The organism is Bacillus cereus group sp. MYBK14-1 (assembly GCF_051916885.1).
Classification (GTDB): Bacteria; Bacillota; Bacilli; order Bacillales; family Bacillaceae_G; genus Bacillus_A; species Bacillus_A cereus.
Genome location: NZ_JBQAHM010000002.1, coordinates 480,004 through 506,028, shown reverse-complemented (window position 1 = coordinate 506,028; position 26,025 = coordinate 480,004). Strand labels below are relative to the sequence as shown.

Below are 26,025 nucleotides of genomic sequence, written 5' to 3'. Positions count from 1 at the left end.
GCTAATCACGATATTGATCATGAGTCGGCTGAAAGAGGTCTTCTTCGATATCTCTCACCATAGAAAAATGATCAACGTTATAATGACCGTGTAAAGTTTTATTGTGATGACCAATAATTTGTTCTGCAGACAATACGTTAGAATCAGTTGTTGAATGCCCGTTTTTAATTAATGTAACGTCAAATCCTTGTACAGTTGCTGTCCTAACGGCAGTGTCAATACAATGTTCTGTTTTACATCCGCCTATAACAATATGATTAATGTTTTCTTCTTTTAAAAGTTCAAGTAAAGAAGTGCCGTAGAATGAATTGGTTGCTGCTTTATTAATAAGGATTGCAGACTGGGGTACTTGAATTTGATTATGTACTTCAAATCCTTCGCCACTACCAGAAGCAACATCGATATCTCTTACGAAAACAATAAGAGCATTTGAATCTATTGCTTTCTGCAGTGCTATATTTAGTGTAGATAATAGCTCGGTTTTACGAAAAACTTCATTTTCTTGCTCATTTCCATCAATTAATTCTTGTTGAGCGTCGATAATTAATAGTGCTTGTTTCATCGTGTCTCCCCTTTAATATGAAATAAGTTCCACTTTACATATTCCTTCAGATTGTTAGAAAATCCTCCATTGTAAGCGAAGTAGAAGATTGATTTACAAAGTTGTCAAAGAAATTTCATTCTCATAGCGTGTAAAAACATGTATGATAGGAGATGGAGAATTTTTGAGTAGGTGGGAATAACATGCAAACAGTAGAAGATTATCTTTCATTCTTACATACGAAAGGATTTAAATTATCAGAGGAAGCACAGGGGTTTATTATGTTTGGACAAGGATATACTGGTGCGTCTGATGGGATTGTGAACGCAGCAATAGAAGCGACAATTAAACATCAATTGCAGTTTGATGGTAGTTATTTCGTTGCGTTATTAGAACGATTGAAAGAAGAAGAAATTACAGATAAAAAAAGCGCTAAGGCTTTTATGCGGAAGTTACAAGCGTAACTTCACGCAGCCTGCGCTTCTTTTTTTGTTTTGGAAGGTAATTCAACAAAAATCATGCCTAGGAAAATACATAGACATCCGATAATAGCAGAAATAGAAAGTTGTTCATTTGCAACGAGAACGCCTGTTAAGGCAGCAAAAACGGGCTCCATTGCGAAAATAATTGCTACTCTCGTTGGAGAAGTGTGTTTTTGTGCCGATGTTTGAATGAAAAAAGCAATAGATGTTGCAAACAGAGCAGTTAGAAAGAGTGCGAATAAAAAGGATTGATTCGTCCATAGTGATACTGAAAATAACTTTTCCCAATCTTCAAACAAGAAAGCGCAAATAGAAGAAAATATACCAACAGCTAATACTTGAGATGTGCTTAATAATAAAGGTGATATTTTTTTAGAAAAGAAGCCGTTAATAAGAATATGGGCAGCGAAAGCGACTGCACAACCAAGAACAAGTATATCTCCTATATTTAATTGGAAAGAATCAGCAGCTGTTAATAAGTACAAACCTGTTGTAGCTACAGCAATACCAAGTACGATGAAAATGGTGGCTTTTTGTTTTAAAAAGATAAATGATAAGATTGGGACCATAACAATGCTTAGCCCAGTTAAGAAACCTGCTTTTGAAGAAGTTGTATAAAGTAAGCCAAATGTTTGTAATAAATAGCCGACAAATAAGAAGAACCCAACCATTAATCCAGCTAAACTACTATGTTTTAATTCTTGTTTTGAAGTTTTCTGTGAGAAAATAATTTGAACGAATAATAAAATAATTCCAGCGAATAAAAAGCGAATACCATTAAACGTAAATGGACCAACGAAAGACATAGCGTTTTGAACGACAACAAACGTAGCTCCCCAAATAAAAGAGACAAATAATAAAGCAAGAGGAGCAATCCACTCTTTTTTCACACTCATACCCCCGTTAATTTTGTAAGATAGCTTTTCTAGCTAATTCATCAGCTACTTTATTTTGACTACTTGGAATCCACTTAATAAAAAAGAGATCGAAGTTTTTTATGTACTGCAGTGCTTCATCTAAAAGAGGTGCAAATATTTTATTTTTTGCGTATTCCTTTTCAACAGCCCGCTCAACAAGCTGCGAATCTGTACGAAAAGAGACAGTGCTATAATTATGCTCGATGCAATATTTTAATGCTAAAAGTAAAGCGCGGTATTCTGCTTCATGATTGGACATTGTTCCAAGTGGTACTGATAATTGTACAGGTGGCTGAACGCCTTTAATAAACACTCCTGCACCAGAAGGACCAGGATTTCCTTTTGATGCACCATCAATATATACTTCAATCAAAATGAGAAACCTCCAAATTATAAGATGATCCCCTACTTAAATATTTTTTTGAAGTAGGGGATAGAGTAGTTATCCGATTGTGATGCTGTAACGACATGTAAATGTTTCATTCGCTTGTAAAGATTGAATTCCCTTTTTGTTCTTGAAATCTTTTGCTGGATTTACTTCATCAGCGATGCCATACCAAGGTTCAATACATAAGAAAGGTGCGTTATCCCCTGGTGTCCATACGCCAACAAATGGGAATCCATCAAATTCTACTTTTACAAATTTATTATGTTTATGAGAACGAATCGAAATTTCATTCGTATTCATATGTTCAAAAATAAGTGCATCATTTTTGAATAAATCATATGTAAGTGGCAATTCAGTCGTATTTTCAGCGATTAATTGCTTTTTGTTTGAAAGATAAGGTCCTTCTAATACGCTTGTTTCTAAGCGTTCCGAACCATTAAACGATAAGTGATAATCTGTAAATGATTCACCGTCCAATAAAGGGAAGTTGAATCCAGGATGTGCTCCGATTGAGAAGAACATCTCTTTTGAAGTAGGATTGTTTACTTCATATGTTATATGAACGCTTTGTCCATTTAGCTCATAAGAAACGAGTAATTCGAATTCGTATGGGTATTTTTTTAATGTTTCTTCATTACTAGTAACGATATAAGTGATTTTTGTTTCGCTTTGTTCTTTCACAGAGAAAGTAAGATCACGAGCGAAACCGTGTTGTGTTAATGAATATGGTTTACCGTCTACGTAGTATGTATTATCTACTAATCGGCCGACAATTGGGAACAAAATTGGTGCACGGCGTCCCCAATAAGTAGAATCACCTTGCCATAAATATTCTGTGTTGTCTTCTTTTAAGCGAACGCTCTGTAATTCTGCACCTTTGTCAGAAATGGAAACGATCACTTTTTCATTTTGAATTGTTGCTGTCATGAAGTGAAACCTCCTAAATCTTTCATATGTTTCATTATACGTTGTCTAAAAGGAAAAAGGTAGTTTATGATAGGAATCTATTGACGAAAGAGGGGCTACCACGTAAAATATAATCTTGTTGCTTAAAAAACGAATAACGTGGTTCGAAACCATCCCACGTAAAAAAACTAAGGAGATTTTGTCATGAATATTAGAACTTTAGTCGGTAATGGTATTTTAGCGGCATTATATATTGCTGTTTCTATGCTTATTCAGCCATTTGGCTTTACGAATGTACAATTTCGTATTTCAGAGATGTTTAATCATCTCGTTGTATTTAACAAGAAAGCAATTTACGGAATTGTATTAGGTGTATTTTTAACGAATCTCTTTTTCTCACCTATGATCGCTTACGATTTAGTATTTGGAGTAGGGCAATCTATTCTTGCGTTAGTTGCAACGATTATTTCTATGCGATTTATTAAAGGTGTTTGGGCTCGTATGATTTTTAATACAGTTATCTTTACAATTACAATGTTTATGATTGCAATTGAACTTCATCTTGCATTGGGTTTACCATTTATGTTGTCTTGGTTAACTTGTGCAATTGGTGAATTTGTTGTCATGGCGATCGGTATGCCTGTAATGTACTGGATTAATAAGCGAGTACAATTTGAAAGATTTATGTAATAGATGAAAGAGCTATTCCTATAGGGATAGCTCTTTTTGTATGTAATCATATTGAATATAATGCTGTGACTCTAGATAAAATATAATAAAATAAAGTGAGGCTTCAATTAGCCGGATATATATAAGAAGTCTTACATAAGGGGAATGTAGTATGAAATATAAAATTCATTGGTTGTATAAAACGAAGCGTGGATTGCAGACGGAATTAACAACAGAGTATATGAACATAGAAGAAGTACTTCAATTTGCAGAGGATTTTGAGAAAACAGGAAGAGCTAAGGAACTTTTATTTTACGATGAAATGGACGCAGAATGGTCATTAAAAGAGATGAAAAAGTTAAGTAAGCAAGTAGAGGAAGAGCCCCAAGAAATACTCGTTTATTTTGATGGGGGGTATGATGTGCAAACGAAAGAAGCTGGCGTTGGTATATGTGTGTATTATAAAAAAGGAAATACAAACTACCGCATTCGCCGCAATGCATATATAGAAGGTATATATGATAATAATGAAGCGGAATATGCATCATTATTATACGGTATGAATATACTCGAGGAACTAGGGATTAAGTATGAAGCAGTTACACTTCGCGGAGACTCACAAGTGGTACTGCAGCAATTAGCCGGAGAATGGCCTTGTTATGATGAACATTTAAATCATTATTTAGACCAAATTGAGCAAAAGGCGAAGCAAATGAAATTAAAACTTATATGTGAGTCGATATCTAGAAAACAAAATAAAGAAGCACATCAATTAGCTACGCAAGCATTAGAAGGAACAAGTATTGATAGTCATAAAGAAATAACCGAATAGAGAGGTGCAAAGGTGGATAAAAAGCAACTCATTACAGAGGTAAATGACTTATTAGAAACGTATTGTGAAGGATGTTTTTTGCGAGAACATAATCGAAAGACAAATAGTAAGTATTACGCTCATTCATTTTGTATAAGGCAATGTACAGTGGGAGAAACATTGAAAAAGTATGGGGAACAGTTGTCATGAAAAAACATCCAGAGAAAATTCTCTGGATGTTTTTTAGTGTCTTGCTTCGTTTAGTTGATGCTCACATTTATTTAATTTTTTTTCCTCATTCATTAAAAATGGCTCATCTAAATCAGTTGCAACAGATTTCATAATTTCAAGCTGAGAGCGAGCTGCTTCTACAGCAGTAGTAGCATGTTCTAATGTATCTGGATCCATTGAAATTGTTGCTGATCCTACCATTTTTTGTGCTGTTTCTACACGGAATTTCACTTCTTCAAAATCATTTACTTCTGATCCCATTAATAATTCCTCCTTTGTATAGTGCGCATTTCACATAGTTTTTGCTCTGTAAAACGGAAATATACAAAGGAATAACAAAGGAGGTTACCAAGTAAGGTAACCTCCTGTTATATGTTGGATTAAAGTTTTACTACGTTAGCAGCTTGAGGTCCGCGGTTACCTTCAGTAATGTCGAAAGATACTTCTTGACCTTCTTCTAAAGCTTTGTAGCCGTCGCCTTGAATAGCAGAGAAATGTACGAATACATCGTCAGCGCCTTCCATTTCGATAAATCCAAAACCTTTTTCGTTGTTAAACCATTTTACTTTTCCTTGCATGTTACAATTCCTCCTAAAAGCGTTTACTATTTTCATTTAGTGAAATTCATTTTAAAAAAATAATATAAACTAAAAATGCTATATTCTTGAATATTCTGCTAAATGATTAATTTAAATATACACGAATTGGGAGAATTTAGTCAAGTAAGCGATTTTATTTTTTTGTATTTTTAAATAATTTTTCAGTCAAATTTTTAAATAGGTATAGGACAGGCTGAGTATATAATATTCTTAATTGAATGCTATACATAATGAGGTGAAAGAATGAATAAGTCTTACTTATTAGATAATGAAGGAATGAGAACGAGAACCGACATACCGGATTGGGTTGCAAAAGAATTTGAGATTTTTTCAAATGTTGTGTTAGAACCAACTTTTCCATGTTATTTCGGTTTAACAGCTTTGAAAAAGAATGAACTTCGTTATTCATTTCTTTCTCATAATGATTGGAGTCATTTACCACATACAATGTTATCTTTTTTAGAGTTAATGAAAGAGAGGCCGATTGTAAGAAGGGGCTTTTTCCTTTTTGTAGAACCGGAATGTGAAGAACAGCCACTCGAATATTACCGTGATTCCTTTTGGAAAGTGTTACAGTATTTACATGAAAACGATAATCAAGCATGGCCAAAGCAAATTCCTGAAGATCCAGACCATTATTTATGGGAATTTTCATTTGGTGGTGAGCCAATATTCGCATTTGGAAATGCGCCAGCTTATAAACAACGAAAAACTAGACATTTAGGGAATTCTCTCGTTATTGGGTTTCAGCCACGCACTATTTTTGATGGATTAGAGGGAGATCGTCCTAAAGGAGCATATTCAAGACAAATGGTTCGTGAGCGAGTTGAAAAGTGGGATCAATTGCCGAAACATCCTAACATTAGTCATTATGGTGACCCAGAGCATCGTGAATGGAAACAATATTTCATAGGAGACGATGTAGAGCCAATAAAAGGGAAATGTCCTTTTCTTCATAGGATAGAAAAGTAAGAGCCATCACCTAGATGGCTCTTTTGTATATTTTGGATAAAAAAGGGTATTTTATTATGAAAGCTAGTCTATTTTTTCAAATTACATCATTAACTAGTAGTAAAGAGAGTAGAAAGGATAGAGCGATGTTTGGAGCAATTATACAGCAAATCGTATTAGGTATATCATTAGCTGCGCCAGTAGGGCCGATTAATATTGAAATGTTAAAACGAGGAATTGAACGTGGGTTTTGGCACGCTTGGGTTGTTGGAATTGGTGGAATGACTGCAGATGTTTTATTTATGCTTCTCATTTATTTCGGTTTATCTTCTGTGTTTATGTATACATATGTACAAGCCTTCATGTATTGCACGGGTTTTTTCTTGTTATTTTATTTAGGATTTCAAAGTGTAAAACAAGGAATTTTCGACTCGAATATGGAATATAAAAAAGAAGAGGTAGGTGGCCTTAAGCAATCGTTTATGGCAGGATTTTTAATTGCGATATCCAATCCATTAAATCTTGTTTTTTGGTTTGGTATATACGGAAGTACACTTAGCTCATTACTTACGAAGGTAACGAAACAAGAAGCTTTTTTGTACAGTCTTTGCATTATTGTTGGTATTATTTTATGGAATTTAAATATTGCTTTTTCTGTACATTTTGGAAGAACTTTATTAAAACCAAAAGCGCTTGGCTACATAACAGCCGGAGCAGGTATTATTTTAGTAGGTTACTCTATACATTTTGCATACAAAGCTTTACAGTTGTTCACATAAGATTGAAGGGGAGATTTTTATGTATCGAACCACTATTGACGGAAAAGAAATTATAATTACGTTAGCGCCAAAAATCCGAAAAGAAATTACTGATAGAAATCCACTATATGAAGCGGTATTTCATAATGCTGCAAGATTGTTACAAACAAAGCAACCGACGTTTGCAGTAAATCATGAAATATTTGGGCTCATTATTGGAGAAGTGCAAAGAGGAGAAGTAACAGTGTTTGCAGTGGAACATATTATTCCGAAGCAAAATATATTTGGACCAAACAATTTTTTCTCGACAATAGAACAGCAGGCAAATTTGTAAAGTGAATAGAATAAGAATAGAAAAGAAATAGTCGTAACGATATGTTGCGGCTGTTTTTTTGGAAAAGGGGGAAACAAGATGAAGAAAGTGGGGAAAGAGTTCTTTTTACAACATGATATCGTTATTATGTATAGCATTCTATTTGTTTTCATTATTATTTTAAAAATGCAATTTTTTACGTGGTTTGGCATGTTAGCATGTATGTTTGGGATTGTTTTCTATACACTTAATGAATATATGACACATCGTTTTTTATTCCATATAAAGCCACCTAAAAATACATTTCTATTAAAAATGTTAAGAAGATTGCATTATGATCACCACGTATATCCAGATGATTTAAAACTTTTGTTTTTACCTGTATGGTTTAGTATACCTAGTTTTACTATATATTTACTTATAGCATATGGTATTACAAAAAGTGTTACTATTACACTTTCATTTGGAATCGGAATGATTATTATGCTGCTCGTTTACGAATGGAAACATTATATTGCTCATAGACCGATTCGTCCCGTCACTAAGTTTGGAAGATGGCTAAAAAAACAACATATATTACACCATTATAAAAATGAAAAGTTTTGGTTTGGTGTTTCAAATCCAGTATTCGATTTTATATTTGGAACACTGAAAGACGGAAAAGATGTTGAGCTAAGCGAAACAGCTCGTAATTTAGAAAAGGAAAAAAAGACAAAAGTAGTGCGTTAAGCACTGCTTTTGTCTTAATGAGGATAAATAAGTAAAGTGTCACTTTATTTTGAAAAAGTATATTAAAAATTTAGGGGAAATTGCCGAAAAATGTCTATCAAAAAATCTTTGCATGAATGCATGGATTGTCTAAAATGAATATAAGTTTCTGAATATTTATAAAATTTAGTCTTTAGGTATGCAAGGGGGAAGTGTATTTCAAGTAAGAGAGGGGATCGGTTAATGAAACGAGACGATACGTCAGCACGTAAGTTGCAAAATGAGGTGAATTATACAGAGGTCGTTCAGTCGGAAGAATTTCAATTGTTATTAAATACGAAAAAGAAGTTTATCATTCCAATGAGTATTTTCTTTTTTAGTTTTTTTATCGCATTACCTATTCTAACATCGTATTCAAAGGTGCTTAATACACCTGCATTTGGAGACGTTACATGGGCGTGGGTATTTGCTTTTTCCCAATTTATCATGACATGGGCACTATGTATGATTTATAGCAAAAAAGCAGAATCATTTGATGAAATCTCCCGAAAAATTCTGCAAGATATGCAAAAAGGGAGGGGCTGAACTTGAATACTACTGCATTTGCACTATTTTTAATTATTGTTCTTGGTACGCTCGTCATAACCTATTTTGCATCGAAAAAAACGAAAAATGCGAGTGAATTTTATACGGCTGGAGGGGGATTAACTGGTTGGCAAAATGGTCTGGCCATTGCTGGAGATTACATGTCTGCTGCTTCATTTCTTGGTATAGCTGGAGCAATCGCATTAACTGGGTTTGATGGATTCTTTTATAGTATCGGTTTTTTAGTTGCTTATCTAGTTGTACTATATCTTGTTGCAGAACCGCTTAGAAATTTAGGAAAGTACACTTTGGCGGATATGATTGCAGCACGCTTTGATGCGAAAAAAGTTCGCGGAGTTGCAGCTCTTAATACGATGACGATTTCTATCTTTTATATGATTGCACAATTAGTTGGCGCGGGTGCACTTATTAAATTATTATTAGGGATTGAATATACGACATCTGTATTAATCGTTGGAACACTTATGACGGTGTATGTTATTTTTGGAGGTATGACAGCAACGAGCTGGGTACAAATCGTAAAGGCTGTATTACTTATGGCTGGTACGTTTATTATTTCTGTTATCGTTTTCGCAAAATTCAACTTCAGCGTGACTGAAATGTTCGCTCAAATGAAAACAGCTACACCTTTAAAAGATTCATTTTTAAATCCAGGTGTAAAGTATAAGGATGGTCTTGATACACTTTCTTTAAATTTAGGACTAGTACTTGGTACAGCTGGATTACCACATATACTTGTCCGCTTTTTTACAGTACGTGATGCAAAAACTGCACGTCAATCTGTCGTATATGCGACGTGGTTAATTGGTGCATTTTATATTATGACGATTTTCTTAGGATTTGGTGCGGCAGCGTTTGTAGGAAATGAAGCGATTATTAAAGCAAACCCAGCTGGTAATATGGCGGCACCTTTATTAGCCAAAGCGTTAGGTGGAGACTTCTTATTTGCTTTCGTATCAGCAATTGCTTTTGCAACGATTTTGGCTGTAGTGGCAGGTCTTGTATTAACAGCAGCATCAGCATTCGCTCATGATTTTTATAATGAAATCATTCGTAAAGGAAAATCAACGGAAAAAGAGCAAGTATCCATGGCTCGTTATGCATCTATTGGAGTAGCGATACTATCTATCATACTTGCATTATTTGCCCAAACATTAAACGTTGCATTTTTAGTATCATTAGCATTTGCAGTTGCAGCGAGTGCAAATCTACCAGTAATTTTATTTACAATATATTGGAAGCGTTTTAATACAACGGGTGCTATTTCGGGTATGATTGTAGGTCTCGTATCAGCAATTGTTCTCGTAGCGTTGAGTCCGAATGTTTGGAACCCTGTAGCTGGAAAAGCTATTTTTGTTGGGGAAGCGTTATTCCCATATACGACACCAGGAATTATTTCAATTCCACTCGGATTTCTTGCAGCATATTTAGGAACGGTTTTATCTAGTAAGAAAGAAGATGAAGCGAAATTTGATGAAATTCTAGTGAAATCTAATACTGGTCATGGCATTAGCGATGCGTCTTCACATTAAATAAAAGAGGAGCTTTTCGATAGATAAGAAAAGCTCTTTTTTCTTTTGTCATTTTCTTGTAAATATTACTGATTTGTAAGTAGGATTTGTCTTAATTTTGTGGAATGAAAATAGCAGGGAGAAATTTAAGTCATCATGGCACCAGCGCAGCTTTTGTGAAAAATAAGTTGTTATGGAAGGTGGAAGTAATGATGAAAACGAAGCAAACTGATGAATTATTAGCAAAAGATGAGCAATATGTTTGGCACGGAATGCGTCCCTTTAGTCCAAATAGTACAATGGTAGGGGCAAAAGCTGAAGGGTGCTGGGTTGAAGATATACAAGGAAAAAGATATTTAGATGGTATGAGTGGCCTTTGGTGTGTCAATAGTGGATATGGAAGAAAAGAGCTCGCAGAAGCGGCTTATAAGCAATTACAAACATTATCATACTTTCCAATGTCACAATCCCATGAGCCAGCTATAAAGCTTGCTGAAAAGTTAAATGAGTGGCTTGGGGGAGAGTATGTTATTTTCTTCTCAAATAGTGGTTCAGAAGCGAACGAAACAGCTTTTAAAATAGCAAGGCAATACTATGCTCAAAAAGGTGAACCACATCGTTATAAATTTATGTCACGTTACCGTGGGTATCACGGGAATACAATGGCGACAATGGCAGCGACGGGACAAGCGCAGCGTAGATATCAGTATGAGCCGTTTGCTTCAGGTTTTTTACACGTAACACCACCGGATTGTTACCGTATGCCTGAAATTGAAGGGCAGCATATTTATGATGTAGAATGTGTGAAAGAAGTCGATCGTGTTATGACGTGGGAATTAAGTGAAACAATTGCCGCTTTTATTATGGAACCAATTATTACAGGCGGGGGCATATTAATGCCACCACAAGACTATATGAAAGCTGTTCATGAGACGTGTCAAAAACACGGTGCCTTGCTTATTAGTGATGAAGTAATTTGCGGTTTCGGTCGTACAGGAAAAGCATTTGGGTTTATGAATTATGATGTGAAGCCAGATATTATTACAATGGCAAAGGGCATTACGAGCGCATATTTACCATTATCTGCAACAGCTGTGAAAAAAGAAATATATGAGGCTTTTAAAGGTAAAGGAGAATATGAATTCTTCCGCCATATTAATACATTTGGTGGAAATCCAGCAGCTTGTGCATTAGCACTTAAAAACTTAGAGATTATGGAAAATGAAAATTTAATCGAGCGATCTGCGCAAATGGGTTCCCTTTTATTAGAGCAACTAAAAGATGAAATTGGGGAACATCCGCTTGTTGGGAATATTAGAGGAAAAGGTCTATTAGTTGGAATTGAATTAGTAAATGATAAAGAGACGAAAGAGCCAATTGATAACGACAAAATTGCAAGTGTTGTAAATGCTTGTAAAGAAAAGGGCTTAATTATAGGACGAAACGGTATGACAACAGCAGGATATAATAACGTTTTAACATTAGCGCCGCCTCTTGTTATTTCAAGTGAAGAGATTGCTTTCGTTGTTGGAACGTTGAAGACAGCGATGGAGCGTATTTAATAAATAGAGAGAGGAGCGAGCTGTAATATAAGGCTCGCTCTTGTTTAGTAGGAGGGGACTTTTAATGGAGAAATATGATCCTAACAAACATTATCACATCGGATATTATGAAGACGGATATGATTTAGAAGTGACGGCGTACAAAAGAATAAATGAACCAGTTTGGGATGCTTATATTCCGCACTATGAGGCAGACGATTTTTATAAGAAAGTGGAGGGAATGAAGCTAGGTAAATATATAGATGATTATGGCATTATGGTGTATTCATTTGGGAATGATATTGATGATGATGAAGCACGAATTATTTTTGAAAAATGGTTAAAAAAGAACGGGATTGTTTAAAGATAAAACAAAAAGGAGATTGCTATCTTATAAAATGGCAATCTCCTTTTATTATAGTAAATTTATTTACTTGCTTTCATTGCTTTATCTTTTGCACCAAAAGTGTATTTTAACATTGGTGGTGTAATCATTGTAGTTAAAATAACGACAATAACGATTGCTGTAAAGTAATCTTGTGCCAATAGACCTGAAGAAAGTCCTGTTCCTGCAATGATAAGTGCAACTTCACCACGAGAAACCATTCCAGCACCGATAATTGCAGAAGACTTAGCGTCAAATCCAGTCATTCGTGCACCGAATCCACAGCCGATTAATTTCGTTAATACAGCGATAACAGTTAATGCTAAGATGAACCAAATTTGATTGCCGATACCGTCAAATGTAATATTCATACCGATACTAACGAAGAATACGGGAACGAACATAGCGTAAGCAATTGGTTCTACTTTCTTTTCTACTTCATGTTTGTAGTTTGTTTGAGAAATTGCAATACCAGCAGCGAAAGCACCGATAATACCAGCAATTCCTAATAATTCGCCAAAATATGCGAATGAGAAACAGATGATAAGAGCCGCGCTTACGATAGACTCAGATACGCGCAGTGGTGATAACCAGCGCATAATCGCAGGAACACCTTTCCATCCGATTAAAATAATAGAAGCGAAGAATACTACTTTCTTCAAGATAACCATTGTTAAGTTAACATCATCAGTACCTAAGAAGCTCATTGCAAATGCTAATAAAATAACAACAAGAATGTCATCAAATACAGCGGCTCCAAGCATCGTCGTACTTTCACGTGTTTTCATTTTACCTAAATCACGAAGTGTTTGTACGGAAATACTAACACTTGTCGCACATAGAAGTAATCCTAAGAATACAGCGTTTCCTTGTTCCATTCCCATCACAAGACCGGAAACGTAACCACCTACGAATGGAAGAATGATACCTCCGAGTGCAATTGCTAAAGAAGAATTACGATTTGCGTTTAATTCTTCTAAGTCTGTTTCAAGTCCAGCCATAAACATTAAAAGAATAACCCCGACATTACTTAATTGAGTTAGAAGCTCTGAATTTTCAATCCAACCTAATACAGCTGGACCGATAACGATACCGACAATTAATTTACCTAGTACAGAAGGTTGACCTAATCTAACACTAAGATCACCAGCAAGCTTTGTACTTAATAAAATAAGTGCAATTTGAAAGAAAAATTCGAATTCCATCTGATCCTCTCCTCGTCATTTTTAATTTTATCATACGATTTCTCGGAATTTGCCTAATGAAAATATGTAAAACCCATTAAACAAAAGGGTCTGATTACAAGTTCTTTTGAACTTGTAATTTGAACCTGTAATTAATATATAATAGATTTTATAAAAAATCAATGAAAAAATGGGAGCTTTTTGAGGAAGAAGCTGCCTTATTGGGATATAGGTGTAAGAGTAGTGTGTGAATTTTATATGTATAAAATAGTATGAAGTCCTTTTTCATTACAAATAATAAATTCTACATACTATTTCACGAACTATAACTGTGAAAGGGAGGATTTATAATTTGAAGGCATTAAAAAATAACTTGTCTATTGTTGCTTTAGGTGGAGTAAATGAAATAGGAAAAAATATGTATGCTATCCAATATGAAAATGATATTGTCGTCATTGATTGTGGATCTAAATTTCCAGATGAAAGTTTATTAGGGATTGATTTAATAATTCCAGACGTCACATATTTGCAAGAAAATAAAGAAAAAATTCGCGGTTTAATAGTAACGCACGGGCATGAGGACCATATTGGCGGAATACCATATTTTTTAAAACAACTAAATGTACCAATCTATGCAACAAAGTTAACGATAGGTTTAATTGAAATTAAATTAAAGGAACACAATCTTCAAAATGATACGGAATTAATCGTTATTCATTCAGAATCAGAAATTGATTGTGGTTCTATTAAGGCAACTTTTTTTAAAACGAACCACAGTATTCCGGATTGTCTCGGTATTGTTTTTCATACACCAGAAGGTACTGTAGTACATACAGGTGATTTTAAATTTGATTTAACACCAGTAAATAATCAACATCCTGATATTCATAAAATGGCTAAAATAGGAAGTGAAGGTGTACTAGCTTTATTATCTGAAAGCACAAATGCAGAACGCCCAGGTTTTACTCCATCAGAAAGGTCAGTAGGAGAACGGATAGAGGAAATATTTATGAAAGCAAATAGAAAAGTAGTTATTTCTACGTTTGCTTCTAATGTGAATCGTGTTCAGCAAATAGTTGAAGCATGTATAAAAACAAATCGAAAACTAGCTTTGCTAGGGAGAAGTATGGTAAATGTAGTAGAGGTTGCTCTAGAGAAAGGTTATTTACATATTCCAGAAGGTATGTTAATTGAAGCAAATGAGGTAAATCGTTTAGATCCAAAGCAGGTTGCAATACTTTGTACAGGAAGTCAAGGAGAACCAATGGCAGCTTTAGCGCGTTTAGCTAGTGGAAACTATAGACAAGTGGATATTTTACCAGAAGATACGGTTATTATAGCCGCGACCCCTATCCCAGGAAATGAACGTAACGTTTCTCGAATTATCGATAATTTATTTGCATTAGGAGCAAAGGTGATTTACGGATCAGGTAGTTCTACTGGAGTGCATGTATCCGGTCATGCATATCAAGAAGAGTTGAAGTTAATGCTTACATTAATGAAGCCAAAATATTTTATTCCAATTCATGGAGAGTTTAGAATGCTACACCACCATAGTTTGTTAGCAGAATCAATTGGTATTGAAAAGGAAAATATCTTTATTGTACGTAATGGAGATGTTGTAGATATAAGTAATGAAGTGGCAATTCAATCTAGAAGAATACAGGCAGGAAATATATATGTAGATGGATTAGGAATTGGAGATGTTGGAAATGCATTATTACGTGATCGTAAACAACTTTCAGAAGATGGAATGCTCGTTATAGTTATTACTTTTAATAAAGTGGATGGAGAAATAATTTCAGGTCCAGATATTATTTCTCGTGGATTTGTCTATGTCCGTGATTCAGAAGAATTTCTAAGAGAATTAAATAAATTAGCTGTTATTACGATTAATAATTTAAAGAAAGAGAATGTGAATAGCTGGGGTATTTTGAAAAGGGAGGTAAGAGAAGCATTAGGGAAGTATATATATACAAATACAAAACGAAAGCCGATGATTCTTCCTATAATAATAGAGGTTTAATAGTAAAAAAGAATTCTCGTATGGGAATTCTTTTTTGTTTTGAAGAGAAAATGAACATATAATGAAATAAATAGAAATGGAAGGAAATAAAAGATGTTATTAAATAAACGTTTTACAATTGGAGAAATGGCGAAAATGCATAATATCGCAGAATCTACATTAAGGTATTATGATGAAAAAGGAATTTTTCATCCGTCCATTGTGGATCCTCAAACGAATTATCGTTATTATACAATCGATCAATTTTCACTGTTAGATACGATTAAATTTTTACGCCAGTTAAATATTCCGTTAAAGGAAATTAAGAAATATATTGATGAAAGAAATCCAGCATACGCACTCAATTTACTGGAAAAACAACAAGAGATGATGCTGAAGAAACAAAGAGAAATTGAGTATGCTTTGGCGAAAATGGAGCATAGAATTCATTTAATTAAGAAAGCAACAAAAGCAAAAGCTGAACAAATGGTAATTAAAGAGATTCCGCAGCGAAAAATTACAGCAATTGCGGTTGCTCCAAATACGACGGATGATATGTTTGAGTACTACATTCATTCGTTACAAAAAAATATGAGGCAAATGGATGATAGTTTATTTTCTGGAGATATTGGTGTAACTGTTGCGAAAAAAGGATTAATGCAAAATGAGTTTCAAGCATATAGCAGTGTATTTATTCTTTTGGATTATATGCCGTATGAAGTGCATACTTCAGATGAAATTAAAGAAGGTTTATATGCTTGCTCTTATCATCATGGACCGTATGAAGAAACAGATGCAACGTACAAGGAGTTACTTACATACATTGATAAAGAAGGTTACGAAGTACATGGAGATTCGATTGAGATTGGATTGATTGATTGGTCTGTAACAGAAAATCCAGAGGAGCAAGTAACAGAAATTCAAATTCCTGTAGTAAAAAAATAAGATGAACACCTTTGAATGGATTACAAATTTACATTCATTAGTATAAGTCAGTTACCTGTTTTTTTAATTCTCTCTTGACCTTCAAGTTACTTGAAGGTTTAAACTAAGAAAAGAGAGTTGAAAAAAAGGAGCATATTAGAGTATGGAAGCAACAGAAAAATTAAGAGAAAAACCGATAAAAAGCTTATTTATTTCTTATTTAATACCAGCCGTTCTTGGAATGGTATTAATGTCAGTGAATATTGTAATTGACGCGGTCATGATTAGTAGAGGAGTTGGGGCGAACGGTTTAGCAGGAGTGAACGTGGCTATTCCAGCATTTTCGATTTTCTTCTCTATTTCATTATGGATCGGAATGGGCGGGGCAACGTTATACTCCATTGCATTAGGCGAAAATAAACGAGAAAGAGCAAGGTCTATTTTTACTCAATCCATGACGGTAGCAGTTGTTATCGTAGGGATTTTAGCAGCGATTTGCTTATGGAGAATAGAAGATTTAGCATACTTATTTGGTGCAAATGAAGTGATTCTACCATATGCGTTAGACTATTTACACGTATTATTAACATTTGGAATGATATACGTTTTAGAAAATATTTTAAGTACATTCATACGAAATGATGGAAATCCTAATTTAGCAATGGCTGGTCTTGTTGTAACAGCTGTATTAAATATAGTGTTTGACTATATCTTTATTTTTATCTTTGGATGGGGCGTAACAGGTGCTGCTTCAGCGACTATTCTTTCGGCAGCGATTGGTTTCCTTGTATTATTAACTCATTTCTTTAGAAAAAGTAGTATTTTAAAGTGGACGAAATTCCATTTTGAATGGGATACTGTCAAACAAATTATGGTGATTGGTTTCCCAAGTTTTACAGCAGAAAGTACGGTTGCAATCGTAACGATTGGTTTTAATATCGCATTCGTCCAATATGCAGGAGAAGTAGGAGTAGCTTCCTATGCGATGGTGAATAGTATTCATGCAATGACATTACTATTATTCTTTGGTGTTGGAGCAGCATTACAGCCAATTGCTAGTTTCCATTATGGGGCAAATTTATCAGAGAGACTTCGTGAAGGATTGAAGTTTGCTGTGAAAATTGCAGTTGTCCTCGGAGGCATTGCGATAATTGTCGGATTATTCTTCGGGAAATATATCATTGGTTTATTTGATGTTCAATCTCCAGAATTATTGGAGTTAACCTTAACAGGTATTAGCTTATTCTTTATCCAATACGTATTTTTAGGTTATAACATTGTGTATGGAGAGTATTTCCAATCAGTGCGACAAACGAAGAAATCAGTACTTATTATAATGAGCCGAGGATTACTATTTATTATTCCATTGTTATGGATTATGCCGAAATTATTTGGGATAAACGGAATTTGGCTCGTTATGCCAGTTGCAGAAGTAATGACAGCGATTATCGTATTTACGATGAATCGTATGAAACATCCTGTTCCATTAAATATGGCAGGAGAGAAAGAAGCGATATGATGAAGAAAATCCCCTTAAGCAATTAAGGGGATTTTTTTTATTCCTTTAAACTAATCGCAAAAGATCCATCCGTTTCTTGAACAGAAGCAAAGGCAACGTTTTTAATATTTGTAATTCCTTTTTCCTTTAATTCTTTATATAACCATTTTTCATCTTTATGTATTAACTTTAAGTTATCATATTGAATTTGTGAATCGACGATAAGTGCAATTGGTAATCCAGCATACTTAACTTCTATGTTTAAATCTTTTGGAGTTAATGGTACAAGTTCTCTTTTTGGTAAAATACTAATAGCGCCGTTCGCTTCTAAAATAGCGTATTCAATTTCATGAACACTTGGATATCCTGCAACGCGAAGGTTAGAAAGTAATTCAGCAATTGGATATCTACTTTTTTGTAAATTCTCAAAAATAATGTCACCATGTTTAATTAAAATAATAGGGTGCCCGAGAATAAAACGATTTAGTTTGTTGAATAGGCTTAATTTTGTAAGGATTAAATGTAAACATGTAATTACAAGCATACCGAGAAATGCTTGCAAAGCACCAGAGACGGGTATGGCCTGGAAAGCTAAATAAGATAAAAAGATTATAGCCCCAAAATCATGAGGAGTTAGTTGTGCTAACGCGGATTTACCGAGTAACTTAAGCGATAGTAAAAATAAGATAAAAAAGAACGACACGTTACATAAAAAGAGAAGCAATAGAGACACTCCTTCGTGTAAAGTTGTACTTACTATTCCCGAAAGTAATATAAATATTACCTTTCAGAGGATAAATTAGGGTTTATTGGAATCTGTCTGTATACAAACAAATAAATGGATATTATCATGAAGGAAGTAAAAGAAAATAGGAGTATATGAATATGAGAAAGAAGAAAATAATGAAGGGCATTTTAGTTGTTATAATGATTTGCGCCGTGTATGCGGGGTTTTTACAATATCACATTTATAAGCATGGGCATATGAATGCAACCTACGATGCTGATTACATAATTGTACTAGGATCGAAAGTAAATGGGACGAAACCATCTTATTCATTGCAATATCGTATTGATAAAGCAGCTGAATATTTAAAATCACATGAGAAAACAATCGCTATCGTATCTGGAGGACAAGGAAAAGGCGAAGACATTTCAGAAGCATTAGCAATGAAACAAGGACTAATAAAACAAAATATCGCAGAAGATCGCATTATAATGGAGGACAAATCTACGAGTACAGATGAGAATATTACATTCTCAAAACCGTTAATTCCAGCCGATATGAAAAAAGGTATGATTGTAACAAACGATTTTCACATGTTTAGAGCGAAAAAAATAGCGGCAAAACAAGGTTTACAATTAGAAGGTCTTCCGGCAAAAACACCGAAACCAATCATCATTCCATCGAATGTACGAGAATATTTAGCAATCACACAGTACTGGTTTATGAATCGAATATAGTGAAAGTGATCCCGGCTGAAACTTCAGGCGGGATTTAGTTTGAGGAAAATCTTACAAATATGTCACGTTCGTGAAAGGTAAAGCGATAGTTTCTAGAATGATTTCCTGACATAATGAAGGTAACAAAAACTATTTAGAGGTGAATCGGATGAAAGGAAATAATATTTTATCTTCGTTATGTTACTTTAGTATCTTTTTTGCACCATTTTTACTACCAATTATCGTGTACTTTGTTGCAGAAGATGAAGTGAAGTATCACGCGAAAAAAGCATTTTGGTCACATGTTTTCCCATACGCAATCTTATTTGGAGGACTAGCAGTATCAGGTATGTACGGTTTAGGTTTCAATCAATCTGACAGTGCTGGAATTGGAATGGCTATCACATATGCAGTGTTCATTCTTGTAGGAATTTACTACTTCATTTGGAATATCGTAAAAGGTATTAAAGTTTTGAAAACGGCGTAATATGATAAGTATAATTTCATTTACCGTATCGATAAACGTTTTAAAAAAGAGCAGTTCAAAAAGAATTGCTCTTTTTGTGCTTATAAGTTGTGAAAATTGAAAAAGATATGTTAATTTTTCATTATGAAGAGAAAAAAGGAGTGATTTTCATGAATGAGATCATACATAAGATGGAGCAACATGTTTCAGTTCGTAAATATAAAGAAGAATCAATTCCGAAAGATGTAGTAGAAAAGATGGTGCACGCTGCGCAACATGCAGCTTCATCACATTTTGTACAGGCGTATTCTGTTATATATGTAACAGATCAGGAATTAAAGGCTAAACTAGCAGAGCTATCCGGAAATCGTCATGTGAAGGACTGTGCAGCATTTTTTGTTTGTTGTGCAGATTTAAAACGACTTGAAATTGCATGTGAAAAACATAGTACAGAGATAAAGCATGAGGGAGTAGAAGACTTTATCGTTGCGACGGTAGATGCTTCACTTTTTGCGCAAAACTTAGCACTAGCAGCAGAATCGTTAGGATACGGTATTTGTTATATTGGTGGTATTCGTAATAATCCGAGAGAAGTGAGTGAACTGCTTCATTTACCTGATAAAGTATATCCTGTATTCGGAATGACAGTCGGCGTACCAGATGAAGATCATGGAGTGAAACCACGTTTACCGGTAGCAGCAGTTCTTCATGAAAATGGATATGATGAACAAAAATATGATGAATTACTAAACGAATATGATGAAACGATGAACGCGTATTATAAAGAAAGATCATCAAACAAGAAAAACGTAACATGGACGGAATCAATGAGTTCGTTTATGTCTAAAGAAAAAAGAATGCATATGAAAGAGTTCTTAAGTGAAAAAGGATTAAATAAGAAGTGAGTAAAGAGGCAAACCTGTGATGTAGGTTTGTCTTTTTGGGAAGGAGAAATACCTAAGGCCAGAAAGTTGTTTATTCTTTCTGAACTTAGGTATTTTGTTTGTTATCATATACATAGAAATAAAAATTAATAACTTTTTACAAAAGTGATAGAAAATGAGAATGAAATGCCAATAGTAAGTAAAAGCGGCATAATAGCCGCTTTTTATCGTTTTATTTAGTATTTGATTTGAAATGTTTATCTTATGAAAGAAAGATTATTGCTAATTGTAAACTGTCAATAAAGTTATTTAAGTTTTGATATGGAATACCCTGCCGGAAAATAAAGCAATAATTTTGTTTGAACATATCTGTTATGGCACAATCTAAAGCATCTTCTATAACAAGTTCAAACTTTCAATAAGAAGATAACCCCCTGTACAACTTAAAAGAATGTACGTAAATATTTTAAAAATCCGTTGATTAAGCCATTTAAAAATAATTTGACCTATAAACAAACCTAAAAATACAATTGGAATGGCATAAAAACTTGATTCCCAAATGGTTTTGTTTGTGCCAGTAAAGAGTATTTGAGTTACTAGGCTAATGAAATATATAAACAAATAAAAAGCTAATGTAGTTGCTCTTAACTTCTCTTTTTCAGTATCAGTTCCTGTAAAATAAAGTAACAGGGGTGGACCGGGCATACCGATACTTGTCGTTAAAAGACCAGATAATCCACCAACTATGAAATCTCTAGATTGTGTTGATCTAACCTTAACGTTGCATATTAGCAATAATGTTAATAGTAAGAGTAGGATGCTAACTGCTAATTTAAAAGTGTTTATGTTAACGGAAATGAAAATTAAAATGCCAAAAGGAACACCAACTATACTTCCAAAAATAAACCTTTTCAGTAGAACAAAATCAACGTCCATTCTTATTTTCCAAATGAGTGAAATGGAAATAATTAAAGATAAAATAATGTTTATTTGTATAGCTTCTTGTGGTAGAAATAACATAAGTAAGAAAGGGGTTGCCATTATGGAAAAGCCAAAACCTGTACTTGCTTGCAGAATAGAAGCCACTAATATAATACATACGAAAATGAATGTGATACCCAAAACAGCCCTCCTATTTAATCAAGTTTAACTAGTTAAAGTCTATTATTTAAGTGCAATATTTCACAAACTCATTTGTATTTTAACATAAATATCTAGTTTTTTCTCAAATAGTATTGCCATATAAGGCTCTTTAACTAAAAAATCCGACTTACATTTTGAAACAATTTTATTATGGGGAAACAAATAATGAATGGGATCAAAATGTATTGATTATCATTAAATTATTCACTGAGATCCCCGCGATAAAACAAGAACAGCCATATAAAACTTACAAAAATACAGCATGTAGCTAATAAACTGCCAATCATTTGAGGAGAAAGAATTTCTAACAGCCCTCCTGTAAAAAACATCGATAACTGAATAAGAGATCCGTAAATAGAATAATGGAATGAAAAAACTTTACCTATCATATTTTCGTGTGTGTAAGTTTGAAGTAATGTCGTATCAAGTGGAACGATGATTCCTCCTGCTATACGCATACAGAATAAAGTAATGATACCGATAATAAGTTGATCGGATAGAATGAATCCGAGAAAGAAAATTCCTTGTAATAAGTAGGCCCAACCGAATACTTTTTTCATTTTTTCTTTATTATGGGATATATAAAGATTAACGAGAAGGCTTCCTATCATAAGCCCAGCCCCTTGAACCGTATATAAAATCCCAATGTTCGTATGGGAAATTTTTTCGGCATAGATCGTTAGAAGTAGTTGATAAGCGCCTCCAATAATGCCCCATGAAATGCCGACAAGAATTAATGTTAAAATGATTTTTGTTTGTAATATGTATGTATAACCACCTTTTATATCAGTGAAAAATGTTTCTTATTCCATAGTAAACAATATGTTGTTAGTTGAAATCGCAAATAAGAGGGATATAAATTCATACGAAAGTATGAAAAAAACAGCTCAAATATGAGCTGTTTTTTTATAGTTTTTCGTTCATTTGTCAAGGGTAGGATATATTAATATCCGTATCCGCCGCCACCCCAACAGCTACATCCGATGATGATTAGAAGGATGAATAGTACGATAAGCAAAGCAAATCCACCGCCGAAACCAGCGCAACTTCCACCATAACTCATATGTTTTCCTCCTTTTTAGTAAGTTAATCTATATGGTTCATGGACTACTATATACAGTATGTTTTTTGTATAGAAAACGAGCCAGTCTCATTTATAATTAGACAAATGCCTGTAGATTCATTAGGATTGCATGTTAGTGATTTGTAAATAAACCTTTACGTAATTCATAATTTAGGCATAAAAAATAAAAAATTGTAAAAAAAACCATTTTCTTATTTTTTTATGAGAGAATATGTACTATAATTTTACAAGTAATATTATGGGAAAAGGGAGTTTTAGTATAGAGATGGAGATGGGACAATTAAAAAATAAAATAGAAAACAAAAAGAAAGAGTTAATTCAACTTGTTGCGAGACACGGATTGGATCATGATAAAGTTTTGTTATTTAGTCGTGATTTAGATATACTTATTAATAAGTTTATGAACATAAAAGACAAAGTGCATAAATAAAAAATTTATAGTTTTTTATATTAAGATGTTTCACAGAAAGGAGAGGACAGTAATTGGAACATTTACAGGAAGAATTGTATAAACAAATAAAAGAAGAAAAAGGTACAGTTACAATTTTCTTAAAGAGTGGCGTTAGAATAATAGGAGAAGTTGTTGGAGTGGATAAATTTACACTTTTAATCTTAGTGGATGGAAAACAACAGCTTATTTATAAGCAGGCTATATCAACAATAATGAAATAAGACACTCTTGTTGAGTGTCTTATTTCATTATTGCTTGCATGCCTCAACATCAATGCCGGCAGCAATTAACTTCTTTTCTCCATCTTGTTCAATGATTTTTTGTAATTTAGATAGGAAAGAATCAAAGTTTGTATGCTTTGCTACTTGGAATGTCATTTTATGTTCAATTGGTAGCCACGTATCAATATCAGCTTCGTTATGCTGGATTTTCACCTCAAGTTTATCGAGTGCATTAGCAACTTTTGCTTCGTACGTTTCTTTCGCTTCAAACTCCATCCATAAGTCATATAATTCCTCACCGAGAGAACCTGTTAATGTTTGTTTAATATTTAAAATAGCTTCTAGTTCATTTTTTTGTTTTTGTAGCTGTAAGTCATGACTATTCATTGTATCAAATGCAGGGATATCACCAGCTTCGGCTTCGACTAGATCGTGAATAATAACCATTTTAAGTAATTTCTCAATACTTACTTTTTGATCCAAATAAGGTTCAACTAAAATGGCCATTAGAGACATGCGCCATGTATGTTCGGCAACACTTTCTTGACGTCCGTTGGAAAGCCAGCTATGTCGCATTTCATATTTTAGTTTTTCTGCTAATGCAATGACTTGTAAAATGTTGTGTTCCATCGTGATCCTCCTCATTTATTCATACCATAATTCTAATATAGAAATGAAATGTGTCAATTTCATGAGTATATTGCGATAAACAGATGATAAGCGTATAATACATGTTATATGTGAAAACGTATTATTAAAATAAAAAAATGTTATATAAAAATGGAAAGGAAAGGGCAGAAATATGGGAGAGAAAAATCAAGTATTAGCTAGACCACAAAGAAGAAAAAGGAAGTTTGATATTTCTAGCCCAGTGGGCATTATAGTAGGTTTCATTATAGTGATAGCGGCAATTATGCTTGGCGGCGGTGGAATAAAAGCTTTCAAAAACTTTTTAGATGTTTCATCTATTTTAATTGTCATAGGGGGAACAACAGCGACAATTGTTGTGGCATATCGATTTGGAGAAATAAAAAAATATACGAAAAGCATTTTTACTGTTTTACATAGAAGAGAAGAAGATTTAGAACAGTTAACGGATTTGTTTGTTGATTTTTCGAAAAAGTCTAAAAAGCACGGCTTGCTTTCTTTAGAGGTAGATGGAGAGCAAGTGGATAATCCTTTTATTCAAAAAGGAATTCGATTAATGTTAAGCGGTTACGATGAAGATGAATTAAAAGAAGTGTTATTGAAAGATATTGAAACGGAAGTGTATGAGTTAAGAAAAGGAGCAGCATTATTAGATAAAATTGGTGATTTTGCTCCAGCTTGGGGCATGATAGGGACTTTAATTGGTCTTATCATTATGCTCCAAAACTTACAAGATACATCGCAAATTGGTACAGGGATGGCAGTTGCGATGTTAACGACATTATATGGGTCTGTACTTGCGAATATGATTGCAATCCCTCTTGCGGAAAAAGTATATCGTGGTACTGAAGATTTATATACAGAGAAGAAGTTTGTAATAGAAGCAATTTCAGAATTGTATCGTGGACAAATCCCTTCTAAATTAAAGTTGAAACTGGATACATACGTATACGAAACAAAGGTAAAAAAGGTAAAAGGAGCAGCCTAATATTTCAAGGAGTGGTATGATGAGTAAAGGACCGCAAAAGGGATCGCCTCGTTGGATGACGACTTTTACAGATTTAACGATGTTATTATTAACTTTCTTTGTATTACTAGTTGCTACATCAAAGCAAGATGCAGTAAAATTGTCAAAGATGCTTGAAAAGTTTAGTGATACGGGGCAAGTAGATGCAAAAGTAATGGAAAATACAATACCAGATATTTCACATGAAAAAAATGATGAAAAAATGATCTCAAAAAAGAGAATGGATGAATTATATAAGAAGTTAAAAGCGTATGTAGATAATAACGGTATTAGTCAAGTGAATGTATATCGGGAGGATACAGGGGTAAGCGTCGTTATAGTAGATAATTTAATATTTGATACAGGCGATGCAAACGTTAAGCCCGAAGCCAAAGGGATAATAAGTCAATTAGTTGGATTTTTTCAATCCGTACCTAACCCAATTGTTGTAGAGGGACATACAGATAGTAGACCTATTCATAACGAGAAATTCCCTTCTAATTGGGAGTTATCTTCAGCACGAGCGGCAAATATGATTCACCATTTAATTGAAGTGTATAATGTGGATGATAAAAGGCTAGCTGCGGTAGGATATGCAGACACAAAGCCAATTGTACCAAATGATTCACCGCAAAACTGGGAAAAAAACCGTCGCGTTGTTATTTATATAAAAGAGTAGTATATTATTATTTTAATAATAAAATAATAAAAATACGAAAATTCTTTTAAAAAAATATTAAATTTTATCATT

33 protein-coding genes, 1 pseudogene and 1 riboswitch are annotated in these 26,025 nt (G+C 33.8%); of the genes and pseudogenes, 22 read left to right on the top strand and 12 right to left on the bottom strand.

Annotation, left to right across the window (positions count from 1 at the left end):
• Position 1 precedes the first annotated feature (1 nt).
• Positions 2 to 562: a cysteine hydrolase family protein gene (locus ACTFR3_RS08620; RefSeq protein WP_000806322.1), complete on the bottom strand. Its 561-nt coding sequence runs from the start codon at positions 560 to 562 to the stop codon at positions 2 to 4.
• 182 nt (positions 563 to 744) lie between these two features.
• On the opposite strand from ACTFR3_RS08620, the gene ACTFR3_RS08615 reads away from it, so the two are divergent.
• Entirely contained in the window at positions 745 to 1,005 is a 261-nt protein-coding gene (locus ACTFR3_RS08615) for a DUF6123 family protein (protein WP_001195212.1), read from the top strand.
• Positions 1,006 to 1,007: 2 nt separating this feature from the next.
• On the opposite strand, the gene ACTFR3_RS08610 is transcribed toward ACTFR3_RS08615, so the two are convergent.
• The 3 genes from ACTFR3_RS08610 to ACTFR3_RS08600 form a co-directional block, all read right to left on the bottom strand.
• The gene (locus tag ACTFR3_RS08610) at positions 1,008 to 1,913 is read right to left on the bottom strand and encodes a DMT family transporter (protein WP_140335646.1); all 906 of its coding nucleotides are present in this window, start codon (positions 1,911 to 1,913) and stop codon (positions 1,008 to 1,010) included.
• Between the two features lie 13 nt (positions 1,914 to 1,926).
• On the bottom strand, positions 1,927 to 2,313 hold the full coding sequence (locus ACTFR3_RS08605) for a reverse transcriptase-like protein (protein ID WP_000573880.1): 387 nt from the start codon (positions 2,311 to 2,313) through the stop codon (positions 1,927 to 1,929).
• A gap of 69 nt (positions 2,314 to 2,382) precedes the next feature.
• Positions 2,383 to 3,255, bottom strand: coding sequence for an aldose 1-epimerase family protein (locus ACTFR3_RS08600; RefSeq protein ID WP_000127417.1), 873 nt, complete (start codon positions 3,253 to 3,255; stop codon positions 2,383 to 2,385).
• A 132-nt stretch (positions 3,256 to 3,387) separates the two neighbouring features.
• Positions 3,388 to 3,432: riboswitch (PreQ1 riboswitch) on the top strand.
• Between the two features lie 6 nt (positions 3,433 to 3,438).
• Between ACTFR3_RS08600 and ACTFR3_RS08595 the strand changes: the two genes are divergently transcribed.
• The 3 genes from ACTFR3_RS08595 (at position 3,439) to ACTFR3_RS08585 (ending at position 4,924) form a co-directional block, all read left to right on the top strand.
• On the top strand, positions 3,439 to 3,924 hold the full coding sequence (locus ACTFR3_RS08595) for a QueT transporter family protein (protein ID WP_001026474.1): 486 nt from the start codon (positions 3,439 to 3,441) through the stop codon (positions 3,922 to 3,924).
• Positions 3,925 to 4,075: 151 nt separating this feature from the next.
• Positions 4,076 to 4,735 (top strand): ribonuclease H family protein, encoded by a 660-nt coding sequence (locus tag ACTFR3_RS08590; RefSeq protein WP_440044353.1) that lies wholly within the window; start codon positions 4,076 to 4,078, stop codon positions 4,733 to 4,735.
• 12 nt (positions 4,736 to 4,747) lie between these two features.
• The gene (locus ACTFR3_RS08585) at positions 4,748 to 4,924 is read left to right on the top strand and encodes a zinc-finger domain-containing protein (RefSeq protein WP_000358801.1); all 177 of its coding nucleotides are present in this window, start codon (positions 4,748 to 4,750) and stop codon (positions 4,922 to 4,924) included.
• Positions 4,925 to 4,957: 33 nt separating this feature from the next.
• On the opposite strand, the gene ACTFR3_RS08580 is transcribed toward ACTFR3_RS08585, so the two are convergent.
• Both ACTFR3_RS08580 and cspB read right to left on the bottom strand, forming a co-directional pair.
• Complete coding sequence (locus ACTFR3_RS08580; protein ID WP_000534392.1) at positions 4,958 to 5,206, bottom strand: DUF2564 family protein; 249 nt, start codon at positions 5,204 to 5,206, stop codon at positions 4,958 to 4,960.
• Positions 5,207 to 5,325: 119 nt separating this feature from the next.
• Positions 5,326 to 5,523 (bottom strand): cold shock-like protein CspB, encoded by a 198-nt coding sequence (cspB, locus tag ACTFR3_RS08575; protein WP_001161731.1) that lies wholly within the window; start codon positions 5,521 to 5,523, stop codon positions 5,326 to 5,328.
• A 264-nt stretch (positions 5,524 to 5,787) separates the two neighbouring features.
• On the opposite strand from cspB, the gene ACTFR3_RS08570 reads away from it, so the two are divergent.
• The 8 genes from ACTFR3_RS08570 (at position 5,788) to ACTFR3_RS08535 (ending at position 12,296) form a co-directional block, all read left to right on the top strand.
• Positions 5,788 to 6,516, top strand: coding sequence for a YqcI/YcgG family protein (locus ACTFR3_RS08570; RefSeq protein WP_001043767.1), 729 nt, complete (start codon positions 5,788 to 5,790; stop codon positions 6,514 to 6,516).
• Between the two features lie 14 nt (positions 6,517 to 6,530).
• On the top strand, positions 6,531 to 7,274 hold the full coding sequence (locus ACTFR3_RS08565) for a LysE family transporter (protein WP_001196841.1): 744 nt from the start codon (positions 6,531 to 6,533) through the stop codon (positions 7,272 to 7,274).
• 19 nt (positions 7,275 to 7,293) lie between these two features.
• Positions 7,294 to 7,587 carry a hypothetical protein gene (locus ACTFR3_RS08560; RefSeq protein WP_000286361.1) on the top strand — a complete coding sequence of 98 codons (294 nt, stop codon included), beginning with the start codon at positions 7,294 to 7,296 and terminating at the stop codon, positions 7,585 to 7,587.
• 78 nt (positions 7,588 to 7,665) lie between these two features.
• Entirely contained in the window at positions 7,666 to 8,295 is a 630-nt protein-coding gene (locus ACTFR3_RS08555; protein WP_000755401.1) for a sterol desaturase family protein, read from the top strand.
• Positions 8,296 to 8,517: 222 nt separating this feature from the next.
• Entirely contained in the window at positions 8,518 to 8,859 is a 342-nt protein-coding gene (locus tag ACTFR3_RS08550) for a DUF485 domain-containing protein (protein WP_000817366.1), read from the top strand.
• 2 nt (positions 8,860 to 8,861) lie between these two features.
• Positions 8,862 to 10,412 (top strand): solute symporter family protein, encoded by a 1,551-nt coding sequence (locus ACTFR3_RS08545; protein ID WP_001098240.1) that lies wholly within the window; start codon positions 8,862 to 8,864, stop codon positions 10,410 to 10,412.
• 191 nt (positions 10,413 to 10,603) lie between these two features.
• Positions 10,604 to 11,953 carry an aspartate aminotransferase family protein gene (locus ACTFR3_RS08540; RefSeq protein WP_000850962.1) on the top strand — a complete coding sequence of 450 codons (1,350 nt, stop codon included), beginning with the start codon at positions 10,604 to 10,606 and terminating at the stop codon, positions 11,951 to 11,953.
• Between the two features lie 64 nt (positions 11,954 to 12,017).
• Entirely contained in the window at positions 12,018 to 12,296 is a 279-nt protein-coding gene (locus tag ACTFR3_RS08535) for a DUF3986 family protein (protein WP_000417068.1), read from the top strand.
• A 62-nt stretch (positions 12,297 to 12,358) separates the two neighbouring features.
• Here the strand turns inward: ACTFR3_RS08535 and ACTFR3_RS08530 are convergent, their stop codons facing one another.
• A complete protein-coding gene (locus tag ACTFR3_RS08530; RefSeq protein ID WP_088298619.1) occupies positions 12,359 to 13,522 on the bottom strand; it encodes a cation:proton antiporter in 1,164 nt (387 codons plus the stop codon).
• Between the two features lie 331 nt (positions 13,523 to 13,853).
• On the opposite strand from ACTFR3_RS08530, the gene ACTFR3_RS08525 reads away from it, so the two are divergent.
• The 3 genes from ACTFR3_RS08525 to ACTFR3_RS08515 all read left to right on the top strand — a co-directional run bounded on the left by ACTFR3_RS08525 (position 13,854) and on the right by ACTFR3_RS08515 (position 17,949).
• Complete coding sequence (locus tag ACTFR3_RS08525; protein WP_440044352.1) at positions 13,854 to 15,527, top strand: ribonuclease J; 1,674 nt, start codon at positions 13,854 to 13,856, stop codon at positions 15,525 to 15,527.
• Between the two features lie 93 nt (positions 15,528 to 15,620).
• Positions 15,621 to 16,451 (top strand): MerR family transcriptional regulator, encoded by an 831-nt coding sequence (locus tag ACTFR3_RS08520; protein ID WP_000925935.1) that lies wholly within the window; start codon positions 15,621 to 15,623, stop codon positions 16,449 to 16,451.
• Between the two features lie 142 nt (positions 16,452 to 16,593).
• Positions 16,594 to 17,949 (top strand): MATE family efflux transporter, encoded by a 1,356-nt coding sequence (locus ACTFR3_RS08515; RefSeq protein ID WP_000388389.1) that lies wholly within the window; start codon positions 16,594 to 16,596, stop codon positions 17,947 to 17,949.
• A gap of 37 nt (positions 17,950 to 17,986) precedes the next feature.
• Here the strand turns inward: ACTFR3_RS08515 and ACTFR3_RS08510 are convergent, their stop codons facing one another.
• Positions 17,987 to 18,652, bottom strand: a complete 666-nt coding sequence (locus ACTFR3_RS08510; RefSeq protein ID WP_322368929.1) for a DUF421 domain-containing protein — start codon at positions 18,650 to 18,652, stop codon at positions 17,987 to 17,989.
• Between the two features lie 161 nt (positions 18,653 to 18,813).
• On the opposite strand from ACTFR3_RS08510, the gene ACTFR3_RS08505 reads away from it, so the two are divergent.
• The 3 genes from ACTFR3_RS08505 (at position 18,814) to nfsA (ending at position 20,742) form a co-directional block, all read left to right on the top strand.
• Positions 18,814 to 19,392 carry a YdcF family protein gene (locus ACTFR3_RS08505; RefSeq protein WP_001227676.1) on the top strand — a complete coding sequence of 193 codons (579 nt, stop codon included), beginning with the start codon at positions 18,814 to 18,816 and terminating at the stop codon, positions 19,390 to 19,392.
• Positions 19,393 to 19,540: 148 nt separating this feature from the next.
• On the top strand, positions 19,541 to 19,858 hold the full coding sequence (locus ACTFR3_RS08500; protein WP_440044351.1) for a DUF4870 domain-containing protein: 318 nt from the start codon (positions 19,541 to 19,543) through the stop codon (positions 19,856 to 19,858).
• A 149-nt stretch (positions 19,859 to 20,007) separates the two neighbouring features.
• Positions 20,008 to 20,742 carry an oxygen-insensitive NADPH nitroreductase gene (nfsA, locus tag ACTFR3_RS08495; protein WP_088322029.1) on the top strand — a complete coding sequence of 245 codons (735 nt, stop codon included), beginning with the start codon at positions 20,008 to 20,010 and terminating at the stop codon, positions 20,740 to 20,742.
• Positions 20,743 to 21,117: 375 nt separating this feature from the next.
• On the opposite strand, the gene ACTFR3_RS08490 is transcribed toward nfsA, so the two are convergent.
• From ACTFR3_RS08490 to ACTFR3_RS08480, 3 genes and pseudogenes are all read right to left on the bottom strand, one after another.
• Positions 21,118 to 21,843: a sulfite exporter TauE/SafE family protein gene (locus ACTFR3_RS08490; RefSeq protein ID WP_046392533.1), complete on the bottom strand. Its 726-nt coding sequence runs from the start codon at positions 21,841 to 21,843 to the stop codon at positions 21,118 to 21,120.
• A 221-nt stretch (positions 21,844 to 22,064) separates the two neighbouring features.
• Positions 22,065 to 22,667, bottom strand: a pseudogene (locus ACTFR3_RS08485) (MFS transporter); the annotation flags it as partial.
• Between the two features lie 140 nt (positions 22,668 to 22,807).
• Positions 22,808 to 22,927, bottom strand: coding sequence for a YjcZ family sporulation protein (locus ACTFR3_RS08480; RefSeq protein ID WP_000120179.1), 120 nt, complete (start codon positions 22,925 to 22,927; stop codon positions 22,808 to 22,810).
• Positions 22,928 to 23,159: 232 nt separating this feature from the next.
• Between ACTFR3_RS08480 and ACTFR3_RS08475 the strand changes: the two genes are divergently transcribed.
• The gene (locus ACTFR3_RS08475) at positions 23,160 to 23,378 is read left to right on the top strand and encodes an aspartyl-phosphate phosphatase Spo0E family protein (protein WP_000291688.1); all 219 of its coding nucleotides are present in this window, start codon (positions 23,160 to 23,162) and stop codon (positions 23,376 to 23,378) included.
• Positions 23,379 to 23,431: 53 nt separating this feature from the next.
• Positions 23,432 to 23,620, top strand: a complete 189-nt coding sequence (hfq, locus tag ACTFR3_RS08470) for an RNA chaperone Hfq (protein WP_000400663.1) — start codon at positions 23,432 to 23,434, stop codon at positions 23,618 to 23,620.
• 27 nt (positions 23,621 to 23,647) lie between these two features.
• On the opposite strand, the gene ACTFR3_RS08465 is transcribed toward hfq, so the two are convergent.
• Positions 23,648 to 24,250 carry an HD domain-containing protein gene (locus ACTFR3_RS08465; RefSeq protein ID WP_000400779.1) on the bottom strand — a complete coding sequence of 201 codons (603 nt, stop codon included), beginning with the start codon at positions 24,248 to 24,250 and terminating at the stop codon, positions 23,648 to 23,650.
• Positions 24,251 to 24,422: 172 nt separating this feature from the next.
• Here ACTFR3_RS08465 and ACTFR3_RS08460 point away from each other — a divergent pair, with 172 nt between their 5' ends.
• Complete coding sequence (locus ACTFR3_RS08460) at positions 24,423 to 25,256, top strand: flagellar motor protein MotP (protein ID WP_440044350.1); 834 nt, start codon at positions 24,423 to 24,425, stop codon at positions 25,254 to 25,256.
• A gap of 19 nt (positions 25,257 to 25,275) precedes the next feature.
• Positions 25,276 to 25,953 (top strand): OmpA family protein, encoded by a 678-nt coding sequence (locus ACTFR3_RS08455; RefSeq protein ID WP_000033627.1) that lies wholly within the window; start codon positions 25,276 to 25,278, stop codon positions 25,951 to 25,953.
• Positions 25,954 to 26,025: the final 72 nt, after the last annotated feature.